General features: G+C 63.9%; 19 protein-coding genes. 13 read left to right on the top strand and 6 right to left on the bottom strand.

Features of this window, described 5'->3' with window-relative positions; genetic code table 11:
• Positions 1-217: 217 nt before the first annotated feature.
• From QA645_RS10970 to QA645_RS10960, 3 genes are all read left to right on the top strand, one after another.
• Complete coding sequence (locus tag QA645_RS10970; protein ID WP_283050130.1) at positions 218-2,008, top strand: adenylate/guanylate cyclase domain-containing protein; 1,791 nt, start codon at positions 218-220, stop codon at positions 2,006-2,008.
• Between the two features lie 345 nt (positions 2,009-2,353).
• A complete protein-coding gene (locus QA645_RS10965) occupies positions 2,354-2,839 on the top strand; it encodes a lipocalin-like domain-containing protein (protein ID WP_254195012.1) in 486 nt (161 codons plus the stop codon).
• A 100-nt stretch (positions 2,840-2,939) separates the two neighbouring features.
• A complete protein-coding gene (locus QA645_RS10960; protein WP_283050129.1) occupies positions 2,940-3,191 on the top strand; it encodes an aspartate/glutamate racemase family protein in 252 nt (83 codons plus the stop codon).
• Positions 3,192-3,200: 9 nt separating this feature from the next.
• Here the strand turns inward: QA645_RS10960 and QA645_RS10955 are convergent, their stop codons facing one another.
• Entirely contained in the window at positions 3,201-4,373 is a 1,173-nt protein-coding gene (locus QA645_RS10955; RefSeq protein ID WP_254195014.1) for an MFS transporter, read from the bottom strand.
• A 51-nt stretch (positions 4,374-4,424) separates the two neighbouring features.
• On the opposite strand from QA645_RS10955, the gene QA645_RS10950 reads away from it, so the two are divergent.
• From QA645_RS10950 to QA645_RS10935, 4 genes are all read left to right on the top strand, one after another.
• Positions 4,425-5,264, top strand: coding sequence for a helix-turn-helix transcriptional regulator (locus QA645_RS10950; RefSeq protein WP_283050127.1), 840 nt, complete (start codon positions 4,425-4,427; stop codon positions 5,262-5,264).
• Positions 5,265-5,554: 290 nt separating this feature from the next.
• A complete protein-coding gene (locus tag QA645_RS10945) occupies positions 5,555-6,904 on the top strand; it encodes a malonyl-CoA decarboxylase (protein WP_254133521.1) in 1,350 nt (449 codons plus the stop codon).
• Between the two features lie 350 nt (positions 6,905-7,254).
• On the top strand, positions 7,255-8,601 hold the full coding sequence (locus tag QA645_RS10940; protein ID WP_283050122.1) for an MmgE/PrpD family protein: 1,347 nt from the start codon (positions 7,255-7,257) through the stop codon (positions 8,599-8,601).
• An 8-nt stretch (positions 8,602-8,609) separates the two neighbouring features.
• Complete coding sequence (locus QA645_RS10935) at positions 8,610-9,797, top strand: DUF418 domain-containing protein (protein WP_283050120.1); 1,188 nt, start codon at positions 8,610-8,612, stop codon at positions 9,795-9,797.
• 125 nt (positions 9,798-9,922) lie between these two features.
• On the opposite strand, the gene tarD is transcribed toward QA645_RS10935, so the two are convergent.
• From tarD to QA645_RS10910, 5 genes are all read right to left on the bottom strand, one after another.
• The gene (gene tarD, locus QA645_RS10930; protein WP_254195018.1) at positions 9,923-11,092 is read right to left on the bottom strand and encodes a D(-)-tartrate dehydratase; all 1,170 of its coding nucleotides are present in this window, start codon (positions 11,090-11,092) and stop codon (positions 9,923-9,925) included.
• Between the two features lie 193 nt (positions 11,093-11,285).
• Positions 11,286-11,543 carry a DUF3297 family protein gene (locus QA645_RS10925; RefSeq protein ID WP_148754636.1) on the bottom strand — a complete coding sequence of 86 codons (258 nt, stop codon included), beginning with the start codon at positions 11,541-11,543 and terminating at the stop codon, positions 11,286-11,288.
• On the bottom strand, positions 11,540-12,016 hold the full coding sequence (locus QA645_RS10920; RefSeq protein ID WP_283050117.1) for a glutathione peroxidase: 477 nt from the start codon (positions 12,014-12,016) through the stop codon (positions 11,540-11,542). Before QA645_RS10920 ends, QA645_RS10925 begins: the two co-directional genes overlap by 4 nt.
• A gap of 2 nt (positions 12,017-12,018) precedes the next feature.
• A complete protein-coding gene (locus QA645_RS10915) occupies positions 12,019-13,419 on the bottom strand; it encodes an amidase family protein (protein ID WP_283050115.1) in 1,401 nt (466 codons plus the stop codon).
• A 233-nt stretch (positions 13,420-13,652) separates the two neighbouring features.
• Positions 13,653-13,910 (bottom strand): hypothetical protein, encoded by a 258-nt coding sequence (locus QA645_RS10910; RefSeq protein ID WP_254133528.1) that lies wholly within the window; start codon positions 13,908-13,910, stop codon positions 13,653-13,655.
• 247 nt (positions 13,911-14,157) lie between these two features.
• Here QA645_RS10910 and pqqA point away from each other — a divergent pair, with 247 nt between their 5' ends.
• The 6 genes from pqqA (at position 14,158) to pip (ending at position 18,552) form a co-directional block, all read left to right on the top strand.
• On the top strand, positions 14,158-14,238 hold the full coding sequence (pqqA, locus tag QA645_RS10905) for a pyrroloquinoline quinone precursor peptide PqqA (protein WP_007595659.1): 81 nt from the start codon (positions 14,158-14,160) through the stop codon (positions 14,236-14,238).
• A 118-nt stretch (positions 14,239-14,356) separates the two neighbouring features.
• Positions 14,357-15,286, top strand: coding sequence for a pyrroloquinoline quinone biosynthesis protein PqqB (pqqB, locus tag QA645_RS10900; RefSeq protein WP_283050113.1), 930 nt, complete (start codon positions 14,357-14,359; stop codon positions 15,284-15,286).
• The gene (gene pqqC / locus QA645_RS10895; RefSeq protein WP_283050111.1) at positions 15,283-16,062 is read left to right on the top strand and encodes a pyrroloquinoline-quinone synthase PqqC; all 780 of its coding nucleotides are present in this window, start codon (positions 15,283-15,285) and stop codon (positions 16,060-16,062) included. Before pqqB ends, pqqC begins: the two co-directional genes overlap by 4 nt.
• 12 nt (positions 16,063-16,074) lie before the next feature.
• On the top strand, positions 16,075-16,386 hold the full coding sequence (gene pqqD / locus QA645_RS10890; protein ID WP_283050109.1) for a pyrroloquinoline quinone biosynthesis peptide chaperone PqqD: 312 nt from the start codon (positions 16,075-16,077) through the stop codon (positions 16,384-16,386).
• A complete protein-coding gene (gene pqqE, locus QA645_RS10885; RefSeq protein WP_283050107.1) occupies positions 16,383-17,576 on the top strand; it encodes a pyrroloquinoline quinone biosynthesis protein PqqE in 1,194 nt (397 codons plus the stop codon). The genes pqqD and pqqE overlap by 4 nt, the downstream gene beginning before the upstream one ends.
• Positions 17,566-18,552 carry a prolyl aminopeptidase gene (pip, locus tag QA645_RS10880; protein WP_283050105.1) on the top strand — a complete coding sequence of 329 codons (987 nt, stop codon included), beginning with the start codon at positions 17,566-17,568 and terminating at the stop codon, positions 18,550-18,552. The genes pqqE and pip overlap by 11 nt, the downstream gene beginning before the upstream one ends.
• Positions 18,553-18,575 lie beyond the last annotated feature (23 nt).

The following is an 18,575-nucleotide window of genomic DNA, read 5'->3' as shown; positions in this document are numbered from 1 at the left end:
GTGGACGGGGTTCCCGCTACTCGAAGGGGCGAAGACGGGATTAGCGAAACGACGATGCACCGCAGCGCCGCTGCCAACAAAATCGAGGAGTCCGCTTCGCTCCCGATAGACACCCTTGCCAGCCCAGCAAATGACGCGCAGGGCCAAAAAGAGACATCGGCCAAGTAGGCATCCGAGTAGCTCTATCGTATAACTCGGCCTTGCGAGGACCAGTGCCATGGTTCAAGACCGCCCAGCCCGGATCGAGCGCAGGTTGTCGGCGATATTGGCCGCCGATGTCGCTGGCTATTCGCGGCTCATGCACCAAAACGAAGAGGCCACGCATACCAGACTGACGGCGCTCCTCGCGGACGGGATCATGCCCGCGGTCTCCGAGCACGGTGGTCGCATCGTCAAAAACACCGGCGACGGGTTCCTGGCAGAGTTTCCAAGCGCGGTCGAGGCGGTTCGGGCTGCCGTACAGTTCCAGACCCGCGTCAAGGAGCTTACAGGCGCTGAGTCGGAAAACAGCCGTATTGCTTTTCGTGTTGGCATCAATGTCGGCGACGTGATTGTCGAGCCGCATGACATTTTCGGCGACGGTGTAAACATTGCGGCACGGCTCGAGAGTATCGCAGAGCCCGGCGGCATCTGCATCTCGTCTTCTGCATACGACCATGTGCGCGGCAAGGTCAGCGCCGAGTTCATTGATCTAGGCGAGAAAAATCTCAAGAACATCCGCAGCGCGGTCCGGGTCTATGCAGTTGTCCAGGCAAGACCCGGTCCGACGACCCAGGTTGAGGGCGCGAGGCCAGGCCCGCTGTCGCCGCCTCGTCTTTCCATCGTTGTACTGCCGTTCGTCAATCTAAGTGGTGATCGTGAGCAGGACTATTTCGTCGACGGTGTCACCGAGAGTGTGACTACAGACTTGTCACGCATCAGCGGTTCATTTGTTATCGCAGGGACCAGCGCCGTCTCATACAAGGGTAGAGCAGTCGATGTGCGACAGGTCGGCCGCGAATTGAACGTTCGCTACGTGCTCGAAGGCTCAGTACAACGCAGCGGCAAGCGGCTTCGGATGAACGTGCAGTTGATCGATGCTGACAGCGGCCAGCATCTTTGGGCCGAGCGCTTCGAGAAGCCTGTCGTCGACCTGTTCGATATGCAGGACGAAATCGTATCGAGGCTCGCCAATACATTAGGGGTCCAGCTCATCGAGGCCGAGGCGCGACGAGCCGAGCGTACGCTGCATCCCGATGCGATGGACTTGTACTTCCAGGGCCGGGCCTGGTTGATGAAGGGGTTTAGCCCTGAATGCGTAACACAAGCGCGTGGCTTCTTCGAGCGCTCTTTGGTGCTCGATCCTCGCAACGTCGAAGCAATGATCGGCCTGGCAGGTGTTGATACGGCAGTTGCAACCAGCTTTACGACGGATGATGGGCCTGCGCGGTTTGCAGCGGCCGAGGCGATGGTGAACAAGGCATTGTCGATCAGGCCGAACCGTACTTCGGCCCACTTGGCTCGGGGTTACGTCCAGATCTTTACGAACAGGGCCGACCAAGGCATCCGTGAATTCGAGTATGCGCTGGCGCTGAATCCAAATGCGGCCAACGCTCATGCTGCCCTTGGGCTCGCCAAATTCTGTGCGGGTCGCGCTGCCGAAACCGAAGGCCATATACGCGATGCTTTACGTCTGTCCCCTCGCGACGTTGAAACCTATCAATGGACGTGTTTTGTAGGCGTGGCCAAGCTGCAGCTTGGTTTGGACGCCGAAGCCGTGAGTTGGCTACGACGAAGCACTGAGGCGAACCGCAACTTTCCCCTTGCTCATGTGTCGCTCGCCGCTTCGTTGGGCTTGACCGGCGCGCTCGATGAGGCGCGAACCGCTGCAGGAACAGGACTTGCGCTCAACTCTGGTTTCACCATTCGTCGCTTCATGGCTGCTCAACAAAGCGACAATCCGATTTACCGTGCTGGGCTCGAGCGCTTCTGTGAAGGCTTGCGCCTCGCTGGCGTACCGGAGGGATGATATCTACCGGAGTGGACGAAGCTCTCTGGTTGAAGGGCGATCATAATGTCCGCCGGCACTGCGATGAGAGGGGTTCCTTTTGCGCCGCCGGCGGTGTTTCCTCTGCACGGCGGAGAACGGGCATGCAGGGATCGCTGGGGGAAAAGATCGGTGAAGGCGCCTTTCCGAACTCGCGCCGGAAATTGTCGACAATCCGGAGCGGCCGCGCGCAACCAATGCGGCCGCGCAATCCGAATACGCGCGGTTCGCTGGCATGTCGCTCGCGGAACTGATGGCGGCCATGAAGCCGCCCAAGCTATCTTGGTCATTGTCGAAGCCCGACTTTGCCACTCATGGGAGAACAGCATGGCGCGTCTCGTTGCCTTATTGGTTGCCTTCCATTGCTATTTTCAGTCTGGACTTGTGTTCGCGGACGATGCATCGAAACTGCTGGTCGGAAGTTGGAAACTGACCTCATGGACCATTCGAATTGTCGGTGGCGACGCAACCGAACCATTTGGTTCCAATCCGAAAGGTAGGGCACTTCTCACGTCGGACGGATACGCGGCCTTTATTATTGTCGGAGCAAACCGCAAGCCCGCAACAAACAACGACGACAGTGCGGCACTGCTAAAGTCATTGCTTCTCTACTCCGGCAAATTCTTCATAGACGGAGACAAATTCACGACCAAGGTCGACATATCTGGCAACGAGCTACTCACCGGGCAGGATCAGGTGAGGTTTTTCAAGTTGGAGGGCGACCGGTTGAGCATCCGAACGGCCGAACAAGTCAGCTCTGTATATGTCGGCAAGAAAGTCGTCGGCACTCTGACCTGGGAACGCGAACGCTGAAGGTCTGCTCTGGGTCAGTTGCGTCGTTCGGATCGTCAAGGACGTCCGGCCTTCCCTTAACAGCGGACGAGACCGCCGCTGACGCAATTTCAGGGAGGTGATGCGCGCGATCCGTCTCGTCAAGGCAGGACGTACGGACGAAGCCGCGGGCATCCTTGGCCGGGAGGCAGAAGCGCTCGCCGTCAGGGGCTGTTCGCACGTCGCGATGGCCTGCACGGAAATTCCGCTGGCGCTGGCCGCCCTCGACAACGATCTGGGCGCTGCATTGCTGGACCCCACCGACCTGCTGGCACAGGCCTGCGTCAGATCATGCCTCGCCGCGCCGCGGGACGCGGTGCGGGAGCTTGCGTAGCAGGCCCCCTCACGCCGCCACCGGCGTCCGGATCTCGCGCGGGAGGATGATCGCCGCCGCAATCGCCAGCAGGCACAGGCCCGCAAACGCGTGCAGCATGGTGACGAAACCACCCTGCTCGTAGAGCCAGGCGACCAGGCCCACCGACGCGCCCGCCGCGGTGAAGCCGATGAAATAGCGCACGGCATAGGCGCGCGAGCGCCACTCTTCGGATGTGTATTTGCCGACCATGGCGTCGTTGACCGTGACCTGTCCGAACGCGCCCATGACGATGCCGATCGACACCAATATCAGCGGCAGATTGGACAGGCTGGCTGCGAGATAGAGGAACGGCGCCAGCATGAAGGACAGCGGCAAGGCCACCGTCTTCAGCGAATAACGATCCAGCAGACGGCCGATCGTGTACTGCGTCATGGCACCGAACACGTAGACGCAGGCCGCAATGACGCCGAGCAGCGCCGGGCTCTTGGTCAGATCCGCCAGCCGCTCCGCGAACAGTTTTGGCAGCGCGACGGTGACGGCATTGAATGTTGTGGAGATCGCGATCACGACGATCAACAGCGACAGCACCACGCGCCACATGTCCTGCTTGGCGACGCGGGCTTGGGCTGCCGCCTGCTTCGACCCCTTGCGATCCTCATGCACGACCAGCATCGCAAAGGCGATGCCGATCAGGATGGTGACGATGCCGGGGACGATGAAGGCGAAACGCCAGCCGAGATACTGGCCGATCACGCCGGTGACCAGCGCCGACGAAGCGACGCCGAGATTGCCCCAGACGCCGTTGATGCCCATCTCGCGGCCGAGCCGCTCGGCATAGGACACGATCATCGCGGTGCCGACGGGATGATAGATCGAGGCGAAGATGCCGATCGCGAGCAGCGCGGCGCCGAGTTGCACGGGGGTCTGCACAAAGCCGACCGAGATCATGGAAGCGCCGATGCCGATGAAGAAGATCAACATCATGTGGCGGCGGCTCCAGCGGTCCCCGAGCCAGCCTGTCAGCAGCGAGCCGGCGCCGAAGGCGATGAAACCGGGGGTCGCATAGGGAAGCAGTTCCGAATAGGCCATGCCGAGCGCCGGCCCCATGATGATCACGGCGGCGGCGAAGATCAGCATCGCATAATGATCGATGAAATGACCGGCGTTGACGAAACTGATGACCCGGCTGGGGCTGTTCATTCGGAATCCTCTCCTGCTCCGAAATGAGTTATATGTCGGAGCTATGACGGGATGCTGCCAATGACTGTCTTGGAGACGCCAATCTTGGAAACGCCAATTTTGGAAACGCCAATCCTGCGGGAAGTCCAGGGCAACCACCGCTCCACCGCGGGCGTGCACCTGGTCGCGCGCGACTATCCCAAGGGCATGCGGATCGATCTGCACATGCACCGCGAGTCGCAGCTGATCTATGCGGCCAAGGGCACGATGCAGGTGAACACGCCCGGGGGACGCTGGCTGGTACCGCCGGACCGCGCGGTCTGGGTGCCGGCCGGGCTCCAGCATGCCATCGACCTGCTCGCTGACATCGAGATGCGCACGCTGTATTTCGACCTTGCCTGGCTTAAGCGCGAGCAACGCTACGAAGGACTGACGAGGGAATTCGTGGTGCGGGTGTCGCCGCTGCTCAACCAGGCGATCCTCGCGTTGTTCGATACGCGCAACACCGAGGAGCGCACCGAGCTGCTGGTGCGCCTGGTGATGCTGGAATTGCACCAGGCCGGGGATTCCGCGACCTTCGTGCCGTTGCCGCATGAGCCGCGCTGCCGGCGCGCCGCGATGATCGTGCTCGACGATCCGACGGGCCTGCACGACATCGACACGCTGGCACGCGAAGTCGGAACGTCCGCGCGCACGCTGTCGCGGCTGTTCTCCGCGGAGACGCAACTGAGCTTCAAGAGCTGGTGCCAGCGCGCCAGGATTGCGGCGGCGATTCAACGGCTATCGACGGATGCCAACGTATCGGTAAAGCAGCTCGCCACCCAGCTCGGCTATGCCAGCGTGCCGGCTTTTTCGGCAGCGTTCCGCCAGGTGACCGGGCGGACGCCGACGGAGTTCGCGGGGAAGGTGTGAGGCTCGCCGTCATTGCGAGCGCAGAAATCGTGGAGTCGGCAAAGCGAAGCGTGCCCACGCCTTTTGCTGCCATCGAGAGATCGTGGGCACGGCGCAAGTGCGCCTTTGCCCACCCTACGGCAGCGGGTGAATCAGTGCACCGGATACCCGTCTTCTCGGAGCATGACAGCGTCATCGGAGATGCATGGTACCCCCAAAGATACAAAATGCCGCCGCTTGATTGTGATCGGCTTCCGCCTAAATCCCGTGTAAGCTTCCGCACCGCACAAACCCGGTTTCGAAAGGCCCAGATGGCTAACGCCTTCTTCTCCGACCTGCTTGCTACCATTTCCGAGCGCGGCCGCACGCTGTTGCGCCGCGATTCTGCCGATACCAAACAGGATGCCGACGGGCTGATCGAGCTCTGCGGCGCGCTGCTATCGGGCCGGGGCGAGGCCTCGGGCACAGCCATGGCGCGCGAGGTGCTCGATCTCTACGGGGAGCTGGATGCGACGGGACGCCGCGCCTTTTTCGACGCGCTGGTGCGCGATTTCGGCCCGGACCGGGAACGGCTGACCAAGGCGATCGAGAAGTGGAGCGCCGAGCCGACCGATGAGGACGCGAGCTCGCTGCACTTCGCCTCGGAACCGCGGCGGCAGGAGCTGATTCGCCGCCTCAACCGCGCGCCGGGCGGGACCGGCGATCTCGTCGCCATGCGTGCCGACCTGCTCGGCATGATGAACGGACACACCGATCTCGCCGCGCTCGACCGCGACGTTTCGCATCTTCTTTCTTCGTGGTTCAACAGGGGGTTTCTCGTGCTGCGCCGGATTGACTGGTCGACTCCGGCCAACATCCTCGAAAAGATCATCCGCTATGAAGCCGTGCACGAGATCAGCGACTGGGACGATCTGCGCCGGCGCATCGACCCGGTCGATCGGCGCTGCTACGCGTTCTTCCATCCCGCAATGGTCGACGAGCCCCTGATCTTCGTCGAGGTCGCGCTGACCGAGACCATTCCCGGCGCGATCGCGCCGCTGCTGGCCGTCGATCGACAGTACCTTCCGATCGAGAAGGCGCGCACCGCCGTGTTTTATTCGATCTCGAATACCCAACGTGGCCTTGGCGGCATCTCCTTCGGCAGCTTCCTGATCAAGCAGGTGGTCGAGGAACTGCGCCGCGAAACGCCGAAACTCGACACCTTCGTGACGCTGTCGCCGGTGCCGGGCTTCATGCCATGGGTGAAGCAGGACAAGGACCTGCCGTTGTCGGAGGAGGACCGCGAGATCCTGAAGCGCCTCGACGATCCCAAATGGTATGAGAATCCCGAGACCACCGCGCAGCTGCGCGGCGTGATCGAGCCGCTCGCCGCCCACTACTTCCTGAAGGCGCGCACGCCGAAGAACCGCCTGATCGACTCCGTCGCCCGCTTTCATCTCGGCAACGGCGCCCGGCTCGAGCGCATCAACTGGCTCGGCGACCTCTCGCCCAAAGGCGTGCGCGAGTCCGCCAGCGTCATGGTGAACTACCTCTACCGCCTCGACGATATCGAGAAGAACCACGAAGCCTACGCCAATGACGGCGAGGTCGTGGCATCGAGCGCGGTGAAGAAGCTGCTCAAGGGCGAAGGGCGCAGGCTGCTGGATATGCGGCTGTCGTAGGCGGCTGAGGCGTTGCAACACAGACGGCGTCATCGCCCGGCTTGACCGGGCGATCCAGTATTCCAGAGGGCGGCGTTGAAGAGCTCGCTCCCACCACATCCGCCGCGGCGTACTGGATGCCCCGGTCAAGCCGGGGCATGACAGCGAAGTATTTGGCTCGGCCCTAAGAAGCCGCGAATGGCGCCCGCCGACTGGACACACGGTCGCCTTCAGCGCTATCCGTTTCATCGGAATTCCTGCACCAAAGACGGGACACCATGAAACGCCGCGATTTTCTCAGGCTGACAACCACCGGACTCGCCCTCGCGCCCGCACGCGGTTTCGCGGAAGGCCCCCTCACGAGTCCGGAAATGACGGCGCTGTGCGACTACATGAGCGCCGCCAAGTCCCGGGCCCTGCCGCCCGACGTCGCCGAACAGGCCAAGCATCACATCCTCGACTCGCTGGCGTCGATGATCTCGGGATCGGAGCTGCCGCCCGGCCAGGCGGCGCAGCGCTATATCCGCGCCAATGCCACGCAGGGCTCTTCGACTGTGGCCGGCACTGCGATGACGGCTTCGCCGGTCGAGGCCGCGCTCGCCAATGGCGTGATGGCGCATGCCGACGAGACCGACGATTCCCACAGCCCGTCGCGCTCGCATCCGGGCTGTTCGGTCATCCCCGCAGCCCTTGCGCTCGGCGAGCATCTCGGCATCGAGGGCGGGCATTTCCTGCGCGCGGTGACGCTCGGCTACGATGTCGGCACGCGCGTGGTGGTGGCGATGGGCGGAGCCGATTTCAGCTATGACAGCCTGCTCAGCACGCACAGCATCTCCGGCACGTTCTGCGCCTCCGCGGCAGCCGCCTGTGTCGCCGGCTTCGACGCACAGCGGATGCGCTGGGTGCTTGATTATGCCGCGCAACAATCCTCCGGCTTCATCGTGTGGCGGCGCGATGTCGACCATATCGAGAAAGGCTTTGTGTTTGCCGGCATGCCGGCGCGCAACGGCGTCACCTCGGCGCTGCTGGTGCGCTCGGACTGGAACGGCGTCGACGACGTGTTCTCGGGGCCGGACAATTACTTCCAGGCTCATGCGCCAAAGGCCACGCTCGGCAAGCTCGTGGACAAGCTCGGCGAGCGCTACGAGATCGCAGGCACCGATATCAAGAAGTGGACGGTGGGCTCGCCGATCCAGGGCCCGCTCGATGCGATCTACGCCATCCGCGGCAGGCACGCGTTCGAGGCCAAAGAGGTCAGCCGCGTGACGGTGCGCCTCGCGCCGCCGGTCGCGGAGATCGTAGACAATCGCGACATCCCCGACATCTGCCTGCAGCACATGGTCGCCGTGATGCTGCTCGACAAGACCGCGTCGTTCCACGCCGCACACGACAAGCCGCGCATGCAGGATGCAGCCGTCCTGCAGATGCGGGCCAAGGTGAACCTGGTGCGCGACGAGGAGCTTGCAAAGCTGTTGCCGGTGCGCGTCGCCGTGGTCGAGATCGAGCTTGCCGACGGAAGCAAGCTCTCCGAGCGTGTCACCGCCGTGCGGGGCACACCGCGCAACCCGATGACGCGCGAAGAGGTCATCGACAAGGCGCGCGACCTGATCGCGCCGGTGGTGGGGCGGGACAAGTCGGAGCAATTGGTGAAGTCGGTCTATGAGATCGAGGCGGTGACCGATATAAGGAGCTTGCGGTCACTCATCCAACGCACCTGAATTCTCCCATGACGTCCAACAGCGCCGCGGTCCCCAGGCCGACGCCCCCCGCGGAGCGGATCGATGCCATCGACGTGCTGCGGGGCATCGCCCTGTTCGGCGTCATGGCCATCAACCTGGTGATGGAATTCCGCGTTTCGATCTTCGACCAGTTTCTCGGCCCCAGGATGCTGGCCTCGCCAATCGATCGCGCCATCGAGACGATCCTGACGGAGGCCGTCGAACTCAAGGCATTCGCGCTGTTTTCGCTACTGTTCGGCGCAGGGCTCGCCATTCAATTCGACCGCCTCGCAAGCAGTGAGCGCCGCATTGTGCTGCTCGTCCGCCGGCTCGCGGTGCTGCTGGTGTTCGGCGTCATTCATCTGTGCCTGATCTGGAACGGCGACATTCTCACCGAATATGCGCTGGCCGGGTTCATCGTGTTGCCGTTCCTGTTCGGTCCGCGCTGGCTGCTGACGCTTGCCGCGCTGCTGTCCCTCGCGCTGTATCTGGCCATGCAGGCCTTTCCGCCCGTCGGATTGTTTCCGAGCCGGGCCGCGATCTGGCAGGACGTTATGGACGCCAACCGCATCTATGCGACGGGCGGCCTCCTCGACGTGCTGGCGTTTCGCCTGCGCGAAATTCCCCTCATCGCCTCCCTGCACGCCTTCGTCTTCCTGCGCACGATCGGGCTGTTTCTCGTCGGCGCGCTCGCCTGGCGTAGCCGCATCGTGCAAAATCCGCGCGGCCTGTTCGCCATCGCGCTCCCCGCGATCGGCCTCGGCGCGGGCCTGCTTTATCGCGGCATCGAGCCGCTCGGCACCATCCTGCTGGCGCTGGGCTATGGCGCCGCCATCCTCTTCGCTGCAAGTTTCGAGCGCGGCAAGAAGCTGCTCGGCTGGGCCGCACCGCTCGGCCGGATGGCCTTCACCAACTACGTCGCACAATCCGTCATCTTCGGCTGGATCTTCTACGGCTATGGCCTCGGCCAGTTCGGCCGGCTCGGCATCACCCCGGCGCTTGCCATCGGCCTCATCGTCTACGCCGCACAGGTCCGCTTCAGCACCTGGTGGCTGCGCCACTACCGCTACGGCCCGCTCGAATGGCTATGGCGATCGTTGATGTATGGCGTTCGGCAGCCGATGGTGGTGGCGGATGCCACGATGCGAACTCAACTGTCGTCCCGGACAAGCGAAGCGCAGATCCGGGACCCATAACCACGGGATTGGATCTGGCGAAGATTCGGGGTGATCAGCGCGCTCCATAACCACTCCCTGGGGTTATGGGTCCCGGCGTTCGCGGGGACGACACTGAGTGCGTGGTACGACCGTCGTCGCCAACGCTACTCCGCCAACGCCTTCATCTCCTTGTAGAGATCGGACTTGCCTTCGAAGCCGATGCCGGGGAGATCGGGCATGGTGATGTGGCCGTTCTCGACGCGGACGCCGTCGGGGAAGCCGCCATAGGGCTGGAACAGGTCGGGGTAGCTTTCGTTGCCGCCGAGGCCGAGGCCGGCTGCAATGTTGAGCGACATCTGGTGGCCGCCGTGCGGGATGCAGCGGCTCGGGGACCAGCCGTAAGTCTTCAACACTTCCAGCGTGCGCTGGTATTCGCACAGGCCGTAGGACAGCGCGCAGTCGAATTGCAGCCAGTCGCGGTCGGGGCGCATGCCGCCGTAGCGGATGAGGTTGCGGGCGTCCTGGTGGCTGAAGAGATTCTCGCCGGTGGCCATCGGGCCGGGATAGAACTCGGCAAGCGCTGCCTGCAGCGCGTAGTCGAGGGGATCGCCGACCTCCTCGTACCAGAACAAGGGATAATCGCGCAGCATCTTGGCGTAGGCGATGCCGGTCTCGAGGTTGAAGCGGCCGTTGGCGTCGACGGCGAGCTGCGCGTCCTTGCCGATCTCTTTCAGCACCGCCTCGATGCGGGTGCGGTCTTCGTCGATGTCGGCGCCGCCGATCTTCATCTTCACGACGTTGTAGCCGCGATCGAGATAGCCGCGCATCTCAGCCCGCAGCATCGAGAGGTCCTTGCCGGGATAGTAATAGCCGCCGGCGGCGTAGACGAACACGCGCGGATTGGCTGTCAGGCCGTGACGTTCGGCGAGCAGGCGAAACAGCGGCTTGCCCGCGATCTTCGCAACAGCATCCCACACCGCCATGTCGATGGTGCCGACCGCGACCGAGCGTTCGCCGTGACCACCCGGCTTCTCATTGGTCATCATCGCGGCCCAGACCTTGTCGGGGTCGAGATTGTCTCCGGCAGCGTTGAGCAGCGACTTCGGATCCGCCTCGGTGATGCGCGCGGCAAAACGCTCGCGGATCAGGCCGCCCTGCCCGTAGCGGCCGTTGGAATTGAAGCCGTAGCCGACCACACGCTTGCCGTCGCGCACCACGTCGGTGACGACGGCAACGAGGCTCGTCGTCATCTTGGTGAAGTCGATATAGGCGTTGCGGATCGGGGACGAGATCGGCTTGGTGATTTCGCGGACGTCGACGATGCGGACGGACATGGGTGGCCTCGGTGGTCAAGAGAGACTTCGTGACTGCCTGCCCGTCATCCTGAGGTGCGAGTGGCGCGATGCACTAGCATCGCGCCGGGAGCCTCGAAGGATGAACGGCCGAGCTGCAGCCGGGCCGTCGCCCTTCGAGGCTCGCCGAAGAGGCGAGCACCTCAGGGTGACGGTGATGCATTTGACGCTACGCTTACTTCTTGTCCCGGAAATACGGCTCGACCGGACCATGCACCTTGATGGTCAGCGGGTTGCCGTAGCGGTCCTTGGCATTTCCTGCGGTGACGCGGACCCAGCCTTCGCTGATGCAGTACTCCTCGACATTGGTCTTCTCGATGCCCTTGAAGCGGATGCCGACGTCGCGCGACAGGATGTCGGCGTTGTAATAGGGGCTGTTGGGGTCGACCGACAGGCGGTCCGGAAATTCGTCGCTCATGATTGTCTCGCTCATAACAGGGTCTCGATCTTCTGCCGCAATCCTTCCGGCCGCGCGGTCGGCGCATAGCGCGCGATCACGTGGCCGGCACGGTCCACCAGGAATTTGGTGAAATTCCATTTGATGGAGGCGCCCAACAGGCCGGATTGCTGGCGTTTCAGGTACTCATACAGGGGATGCGCGTGGGCGCCGTTGACGTCGATCTTCTCGAACAGCGGAAAGGTGACGTCGTAATTGGTCGAGCAGAACGTCTGGATCTCGGCGGCCTGCCCCGGCTCCTGCGCGCCGAACTGGTTGCAGGGAAAGCCGAGCACCGAGAAGCCGCGCGGCGAGAGATCGCGATGCAGATCCTCCAGCCCGCGATATTGCGGCGTGAAGCCGCATTTGCTCGCGGTGTTGACGATCAGGAGCACCTGCCCCTCGAACTGGCGCAGGGCGACTTCGTCGCCGGCAAGCGAATTGGCCTTGAAGTCGTAGATCGCGGACATCGCTAACCCACGGGGTCGATCGGCGAGGCCGGCACACCGCCCGCCTCGATCGCTTCGCCGGCGAGCAGACACAGATCCTCGCGATAGCGGCCGGAGACAATGTGCACGCCGACCGGCGTCTTGCCGACGAGACCGGTCGAGACCACGAGGCCCGGCAGGCCCATGAACGGCGTCGCGATCTGCGGCAGCTGCGCCTCCCAGACGCGCTCGAAGGAGGCCGCATCCTTGCGGTCGAGATGATCTGGGAACGGCAGCTCGCCGGAGACCGGCGTCAGCACCACGGCGTATTTTTCGAAGAACAGCATCCAGTCGCGGGTCAGCGTGGCGCGGCGGGTCAGCGCCTGCGCGTAGTTGGCCTGGTCCATCGGCGTAACCTTGGCGCGGTTGCCGCGCAGGCACGCCAGTGCGCCGGGATCGCCCTCGCGCTCCGCCATTTCGAGCTGCGCCTCATAGGCATCGCCGAGCCAGAGTTTTCGCTGCCACTCGACCGCTTCGCGCATCGGCGGGGTGTTTTCAATCACCTCGACGGTCCAGCCGGCGCGCTCGAGGCGCTTGCCGGCGTCGGTCACGGCCGCCTTCACCTCGGGCGTGGTGGCGAGGCCATCCGGGTTGAGACAGATCGCAGCGCGCTTCTCGCGCACCTCGCCTTCCAGCGGCACCGGCACATACCAGGGATCGCGCGCGTCGCGCGCCGACATCGCGGCAAGCGAGATGCGCAAATCATTCACCGTGCGGGCCAGCGGGCCCGACACGGCCATGATCTGCGGGCCGATCGGACGTTCCGGCAGCGCCGGATTGAAAGCGGGGATGCGGCCGAGCGTCGGGCGCAGGCCATGCACGCCGCAGGCATAGGCGGGATAGCGGATCGAGCCGGCGATGTCGGTGCCATGGGCGATGTGGCCGATGCCGGCCGCGACCGCCGAGCCGGCGCCGCCGGACGAGCCGCCCGGGGTCAGCGCGGCATCGCGGGGATTCTTGGTGTCGCCGTGGACGAGATTGGTGGTGAACCAGCGATAGGAAAAGGCCGGGCAATTGGTGCGCCCAAGGAGAACCGCGCCGGATTTGCGGAAGTTGGCGACCACCGGGTTGTCCTCGCGCGCGATGAGGTCGCGCTGGAGCTTCAGGCCGTTGGTGGTGGCGAAGCCCTCCTGGTCGACATTGGCCTTGATGGTGACGGGCACGCCGGCGAGCACGCCGGGGTCCTCGCCCCGCGCGATGGCGGCATCGACGGCGTCGGCCTGCTTGAGCACGTCATCGGGCCGGTGGTCGATCACGGCGTTCAGCTTTGGATTGACGGCGTCCAGGCGGTCGAGGCCGGCCTTGGCCGCCTCCCGGGCGGACACCTTCCTGGATTTGACGAGGGTGGCGAGGTCGGCGGCCGACAGGCGCCAGAGATCTTGCATGACGTGCTCCGTGTGACCGGCGTCTTTTAGCGCCGGGAACGCAGCAAAGCCATGCGGATTTCGCAGGGGCGAAGGTGGTTCACCTCTCCCGTAGGGAGAGGTCGGAGCGCATCGAAGATGCGATCCGGGTGAGGGGTTGCGGTTTCACTGTACGCTGCGGCCCCTCACCCGGATTGCTGCGCAACCCGACCTCTCCCCGCTGGGGAGAGGTGGGCACCACACTCGTGGCGGGTCTAGTGCCGCGTCGCCGACTGGTCCGGCATGTCCAGCAGCGCCTCGGTAAACGGGAATTCCAGCACGATCTCGCCTTCGACGTCGGTGACCTCGATCACCGCCTCCATCAGCGCCGGCTGGGCGCCTTCGGATTTCACCACCTCCAGGATCATCTGGCGGGCGACCTCCCAGGCGCGATCGGGATTGCGCAGATCCTCGCCGTCGGGGTCCACGATCAATTCATCGCCGATACGGGTGTTGAAGAAGTATTTGGGCATCACGGGATCCAGCTAGAGGCGCCTGTATCGGATTGAAAGCTGCACCGCACTCACAACTGCTTTATCAGGACAGGGTTCGCGACCGAATGCGCCGGGCGCAAGGCAGCGTCACGAGAAGTGATGTTCCACCACGAATTTTCGCGGCGCAACATGGCTTTCTCGGGAAAATTTCACTGGCGAACTTTTGCGCCCGCAGTAACTTACCCCCGGGCGTAAACGTCCGAAATCGCGAAAATGGAGAGCCAAAATGGCCTGGAAAGCCCCCAAGATCGTCGAAGTGCCCTGCGGCATGGAAATCAACATGTATGTGAGCGCCACCCGCAAGTAAGCGGTTGGTGAGTACGCGTTTTGCGCAGGTGGGTCTGCCGGTCACGATCGGTTTCCGGATGATGGAAACTGTGTTGGCCTAGGATCCACCTGGCGACGTTGCTTCCAGGAGACGGATCATGCTTCGCGTCGTCGTCCTGGGCGCCGGGGCTGGCGGCGGAGTCCCGCAATGGAATTGCGGGTGTGAGGGCTGCCGGGCGGCCCGTGCTGGCGGACATGAGCTTTATCGAACCCAGGCCTCGGTTGCCTTCAGCGGCGACGGCGAGCACTGGTTCCTGATCAACGCCTCCCCCGATCTTCGCCAGCAATTGAATGCCACGCCGCAGCTGCATCCCAAGGCAGGCAGCCTGCGCCATACGCCTGTCGCAGGCGTGATCCTGACCAACAGCGAAGTCGATGCGGTCGCGGGCCTGCTCTCGATGCGCGAGGGCTCGCCCTTCACGGTCTATGCGCATGAGAAGGTGCTGGCGATCCTGGCCAGCAACAGCATCTTCAACGTGCTGAACGAGAAGAACGTCAAGCGCCAGCCGATCGGCATCAGCGAGCCCTTCGAGCCGCGATTGCCCGACGGCGCGCGCTCAGGGCTCGAGGTGCTGCCGTTCGCCGTACCCGGCAAATCGGCCTGGTATCTCGAAGGCAAGGCGCATCCCGGCGGCGAAAGCGGCGATGGCGATACGCTGGGGCTGAAGGTCACCGACAAGTCGACCGGCAAGTGCTTCTACTTCATTGCCGCCTGCGCCGAAATCACCGATGCGCTCAAGGCCGAGATCGACGGTGCCGCGCTGGTGTTCTTCGACGGCACGGTCTGGCAGGATGACGAGATGATCAGGGCCGGGCTCGGCCACAAGACCGGCAAGAGCATGGGCCATGTCGCGATGTCCGGTCACGATGGCGCGATCGCGCGGCTGGCCGATCTCAATATCGACAGGAAGATGTTTCTGCATATCAACAACTCGAACCCGGCGCTGCTGCCGGCCTCGCCTGAACGCAAGACGGCTGAGGCCGCGGGCTGGCAGATACCCGCCGACGGAACGGAGATCGTGCTGTGAATGCCGCGTCCATGACTGGGATGACTGCGCTGTCGGTCGGCAAGGACATCAAGCTCAACTCGGCCGAGGAGCTTGAAGCGACGCTGCGCCACATCGGCGCGACGCGCTATCACAGCCTGCATCCGTTCCATAAGCTCCTGCACGGCGGCAAGCTCAACAAGGGGCAGGTGCAGGCCTGGGCGCTGAACCGCTACTATTACCAGAGCACGATTCCGATCAAGGACGCGGTGGTGATCTCGCGCTTCCGCGACCGTGCCACGCGGCTGGAATGGCGACATCGTATCGAGGATCATGACGGCGACGTCGGCTCCGAGGGCGGCATCGAGCGTTGGCTCAAGCTGACCACCGGCCTCGGCCTCGACCCGGCTTACGTGGAATCGACCGAAGGCATCCTGCCGGCGACGCGCTTCGCGGTGGAGGCTTACGTCCACTACTGCCGCGAGAAGTCGCCACTGGAGGCGATCGCCTCCTCGCTCACCGAGCTGTTCGCCCCGAACCTGCATGAGGAGCGCATCTCCGGGATGCTGGAGCACTACGACTTCGTCAATCCGGACATCATGAGCTATTTCAAGCGCCGCCTGGCGCAGGCGCCGCGCGATGCCGGCTTTGCGCTCGATTACGTCAAGGCGCACGCCACGACGCCGGAGCAGCGCGCGCAGGTCTGCAATGCGCTGATCTTCAAGACCAACGTGCTGTGGGTGCAGCTCGATGCGCTCCAGCACGCCTATGTCGAAGGCAACATTCCGCCGGGCGCGTTCGTGCCCAAAGCAGGTTGAGGAACAAAAGCAATGGCCGGGCCGCGGAACATCAGCGTCAGCGAGGCAAGCCGCCCCGTGCTGCCGCGGCATGCCAAGCTGAAATATGACGAGACGCGAAAAGTCTGGGTGATCCTGGCGCCGGAACGCGTGCTGGCGCCGGATGAGATCGCGGTCGAGGTCTTGCAGCTCTGCGACGGCAAGCGCAGCGTCGGTGACGTGTCCGACCAGCTGGCGGCGAAATACGCAGCGCCGCGCGACGCGATCCTGGCCGACGTCATCGTCATGCTGCAGGATCTCGCCGACAAGGGCTTTCTCACTGAAGCCCGGGAGAAGACGCCATGAGCGATGTGCTCCCGACCATCCCGCCCGACGCCAGCGACAGCCTCGCGGTGCTGGAGAAGAGCCGTTCGACGGCGGAGACGTTTGGTATTCCGCTCGCCGTGCTGCTCGAGATCACCCATCGCTGCCCGCTGCAGTGCCCCTATTGCTCCAACCCGGTCGAACTCGATCGCTCGGGCAAGGAGCTGACCACCGACGAATGGAAGAAGGTGCTGAGCGAGCTCGCCGAGATCGGCGTGCTCCAGGTGCATTTCTCCGGCGGCGAGCCGACCGCGCGGAAGGATCTGGTCGAGCTGGTCAAGCATGCCAGCGACGTCGGGCTCTACACCAACCTCATCACCTCGGCCGTGCTGCTGACGCGCGAGCGGCTCGGCGAGCTTGCCGATGCCGGGCTCTGCCACGTGCAGATCTCCTTCCAGGGCATCGAAGAGGGGCTCGCCGACCGCGTCGCCGGCTACAAGGGCGGCCACCGCAAGAAGCTCGAAGTGGCAAAATGGACCCGCGAGCTCGATTTGCCGCTCACCGTGAATGCGGTGATGCACCGGCAGAATTTGCATCAGCTTCCCGACATCATCCAGATGTCCATCGATCTCGACGCCGACCGGCTCGAGGTCGCCAACGTCCAGTATTACGGCTGGGCGCTGAAGAACCGCGCCGCGCTGATGCCGACGGTGGCGCAGCTCGACGAATGCACGCGCATCGTCGAGGAGGCGCGCGAACGGCTGAAAGGCACGCTCGCGATCGACTATGTCGTGCCGGATTACTACGCGCTGCGGCCGAAGAAGTGCATGGGCGGCTGGGGCCGGCAGTTCTTCAACATCTCGCCCGCCGGCAAGGTGCTGCCCTGCCACGCCGCCGAGAGCATCACCGGGCTCGACTTCGAGTCGGTGCGCTCCAATCATTCGATCGCCTGGATCTGGCAGAACTCCGACGCCTTCAACCGCTATCGCGGCACCGGCTGGATGAAGGAGCCGTGCAAGACCTGCGAATTCCGCGAGATCGATTTCGGCGGCTGCCGCTGCCAGGCCTTTGCGCTGACGGGCGATGCCGCCAACACCGACCCGGCTTGCGCGCTGTCGCCGCTGCACGAGACCATCTTCAAGCAGGCCGAGCGCGAGGCGGAGGGCGAAACCAATCGCTTCCTCTATCGCAATTTTGCCGGCGGCACTCTGGAATCCGGGAATGACGCCTGACGCCGACGCGGCCGCATCGGCCAGACGTGCCGATCCCTTTGCGCCGCTGACCTCCGAGATGGTGGATGTCGGCGACGGCCACGAGCTCCATGTCGAGAGCGTCGGCCGCGCCGACGGCATCCCTGCGATCTACCTCCATGGCGGGCCGGGCAGCGGCTGCCAGCCGGATCATCGCCGGCTCTTCGATCCCGAGCGCATGCATGCCGTGCTGTTCGACCAGCGCGGTTGCGGCCGCAGCCGTCCGAAGGGCTCGCGCGAGCACAACACGACGGCGCATCTGATCGCGGACATGGAGAAGATCCGCGAAAGGTTCGGCATCGCACGCTGGATGGTGGTCGGCGGCTCCTGGGGTGCCACGCTGGCGCTGGCCTACGCGCAGGCTCATCCCGAGCGCGTCTCCGGCATTGCGCTGCGCGCGACCTTCCTGGGCACGCAGGCAGAGGTCGAGACCGCCTTCACCTCGCGGCTGGCGCAGTTCTATCCAACGCTGCACGAGGATTTTCTGAGTGTTCTGCCGCCGGAGGAACGCGCGCAGCCGGTGCAAGCCTATTATCGCCGCATCCTCGATGCCGATCCGGCCGTGCACGGACCTGCCTCGCGTGCCTGGCACGACACCGAACGCGCCCTGTCGGAGCACAAGCCGGCCAAGACACGCATCGACCTTGGCTCGCTCAACGTCTGGCGCACGCTGCCGGCGACGCCGTTCATGGAGGCGCATTATTTCGTCAACAATTCCTTCATGAGCGAAGACCAGTTGTTGCGAAACGCTCCCCGGCTCGCCGGCATTCCCGGCATCATCGTGCAAGGACGCTACGACCTGTTGTGCCCTCCTGAGACATCTCAGGCGCTCTCGAAAGTTTGGCCGGGTTCCGAGGTCAGGATCGTGGAAGAAGCCGGACATTCGCTCTATGATGCCGGCGTGCGGGACGCGGTCATGAAGTCGATCGCCGACCTCGCGTCTAAGATGCCACGCTAGAGATCTAGACCCTCATCCTGAGG

The sequence above is a fragment of the Bradyrhizobium sp. CIAT3101 genome, from assembly GCF_029714945.1.
Classification (GTDB): Bacteria; Pseudomonadota; Alphaproteobacteria; order Rhizobiales; family Xanthobacteraceae; genus Bradyrhizobium.
The sequence above is the reverse complement of the archived record's forward strand: the minus strand, read 5'-3'. Positions and strand labels throughout refer to the sequence as shown.

Bases quoted from the DNA above. Each gene is read 5' to 3' on its own strand.
- QA645_RS10960 (WP_283050129.1), top strand. From the start codon at position 2,940: ATGCGCGCGATCCGTCTCGTCAAGGCAGGACGTACGGACGAAGCCGCG.
- pqqD (WP_283050109.1), top strand. From the start codon at position 16,075: ATGGCCGGGCCGCGGAACATCAGCGTCAGCGAGGCAAGCCGCCCCGTG.
- QA645_RS10945 (WP_254133521.1), top strand. From the start codon at position 5,555: ATGGCTAACGCCTTCTTCTCCGACCTGCTTGCTACCATTTCCGAGCGC.
- QA645_RS10915 (WP_283050115.1), bottom strand. From the start codon at position 13,419: ATGCAAGATCTCTGGCGCCTGTCGGCCGCCGACCTCGCCACCCTCGTC.
- QA645_RS10910 (WP_254133528.1), bottom strand. From the start codon at position 13,910: ATGCCCAAATACTTCTTCAACACCCGTATCGGCGATGAATTGATCGTG.
- QA645_RS10925 (WP_148754636.1), bottom strand. From the start codon at position 11,543: ATGAGCGAGACAATCATGAGCGACGAATTTCCGGACCGCCTGTCGGTC.
- pqqA (WP_007595659.1), top strand. From the start codon at position 14,158: ATGGCCTGGAAAGCCCCCAAGATCGTCGAAGTGCCCTGCGGCATGGAA.
- QA645_RS10940 (WP_283050122.1), top strand. From the start codon at position 7,255: ATGACGGCGCTGTGCGACTACATGAGCGCCGCCAAGTCCCGGGCCCTG.
- pqqB (WP_283050113.1), top strand. From the start codon at position 14,357: ATGCTTCGCGTCGTCGTCCTGGGCGCCGGGGCTGGCGGCGGAGTCCCG.
- pip (WP_283050105.1), top strand. From the start codon at position 17,566: ATGACGCCTGACGCCGACGCGGCCGCATCGGCCAGACGTGCCGATCCC.
- QA645_RS10950 (WP_283050127.1), top strand. From the start codon at position 4,425: ATGCTGCCAATGACTGTCTTGGAGACGCCAATCTTGGAAACGCCAATT.
- QA645_RS10965 (WP_254195012.1), top strand. From the start codon at position 2,354: ATGGCGCGTCTCGTTGCCTTATTGGTTGCCTTCCATTGCTATTTTCAG.
- pqqE (WP_283050107.1), top strand. From the start codon at position 16,383: ATGAGCGATGTGCTCCCGACCATCCCGCCCGACGCCAGCGACAGCCTC.
- QA645_RS10935 (WP_283050120.1), top strand. From the start codon at position 8,610: ATGACGTCCAACAGCGCCGCGGTCCCCAGGCCGACGCCCCCCGCGGAG.
- tarD (WP_254195018.1), bottom strand. From the start codon at position 11,092: ATGTCCGTCCGCATCGTCGACGTCCGCGAAATCACCAAGCCGATCTCG.
- QA645_RS10970 (WP_283050130.1), top strand. From the start codon at position 218: ATGGTTCAAGACCGCCCAGCCCGGATCGAGCGCAGGTTGTCGGCGATA.
- QA645_RS10955 (WP_254195014.1), bottom strand. From the start codon at position 4,373: ATGAACAGCCCCAGCCGGGTCATCAGTTTCGTCAACGCCGGTCATTTC.
- QA645_RS10920 (WP_283050117.1), bottom strand. From the start codon at position 12,016: ATGTCCGCGATCTACGACTTCAAGGCCAATTCGCTTGCCGGCGACGAA.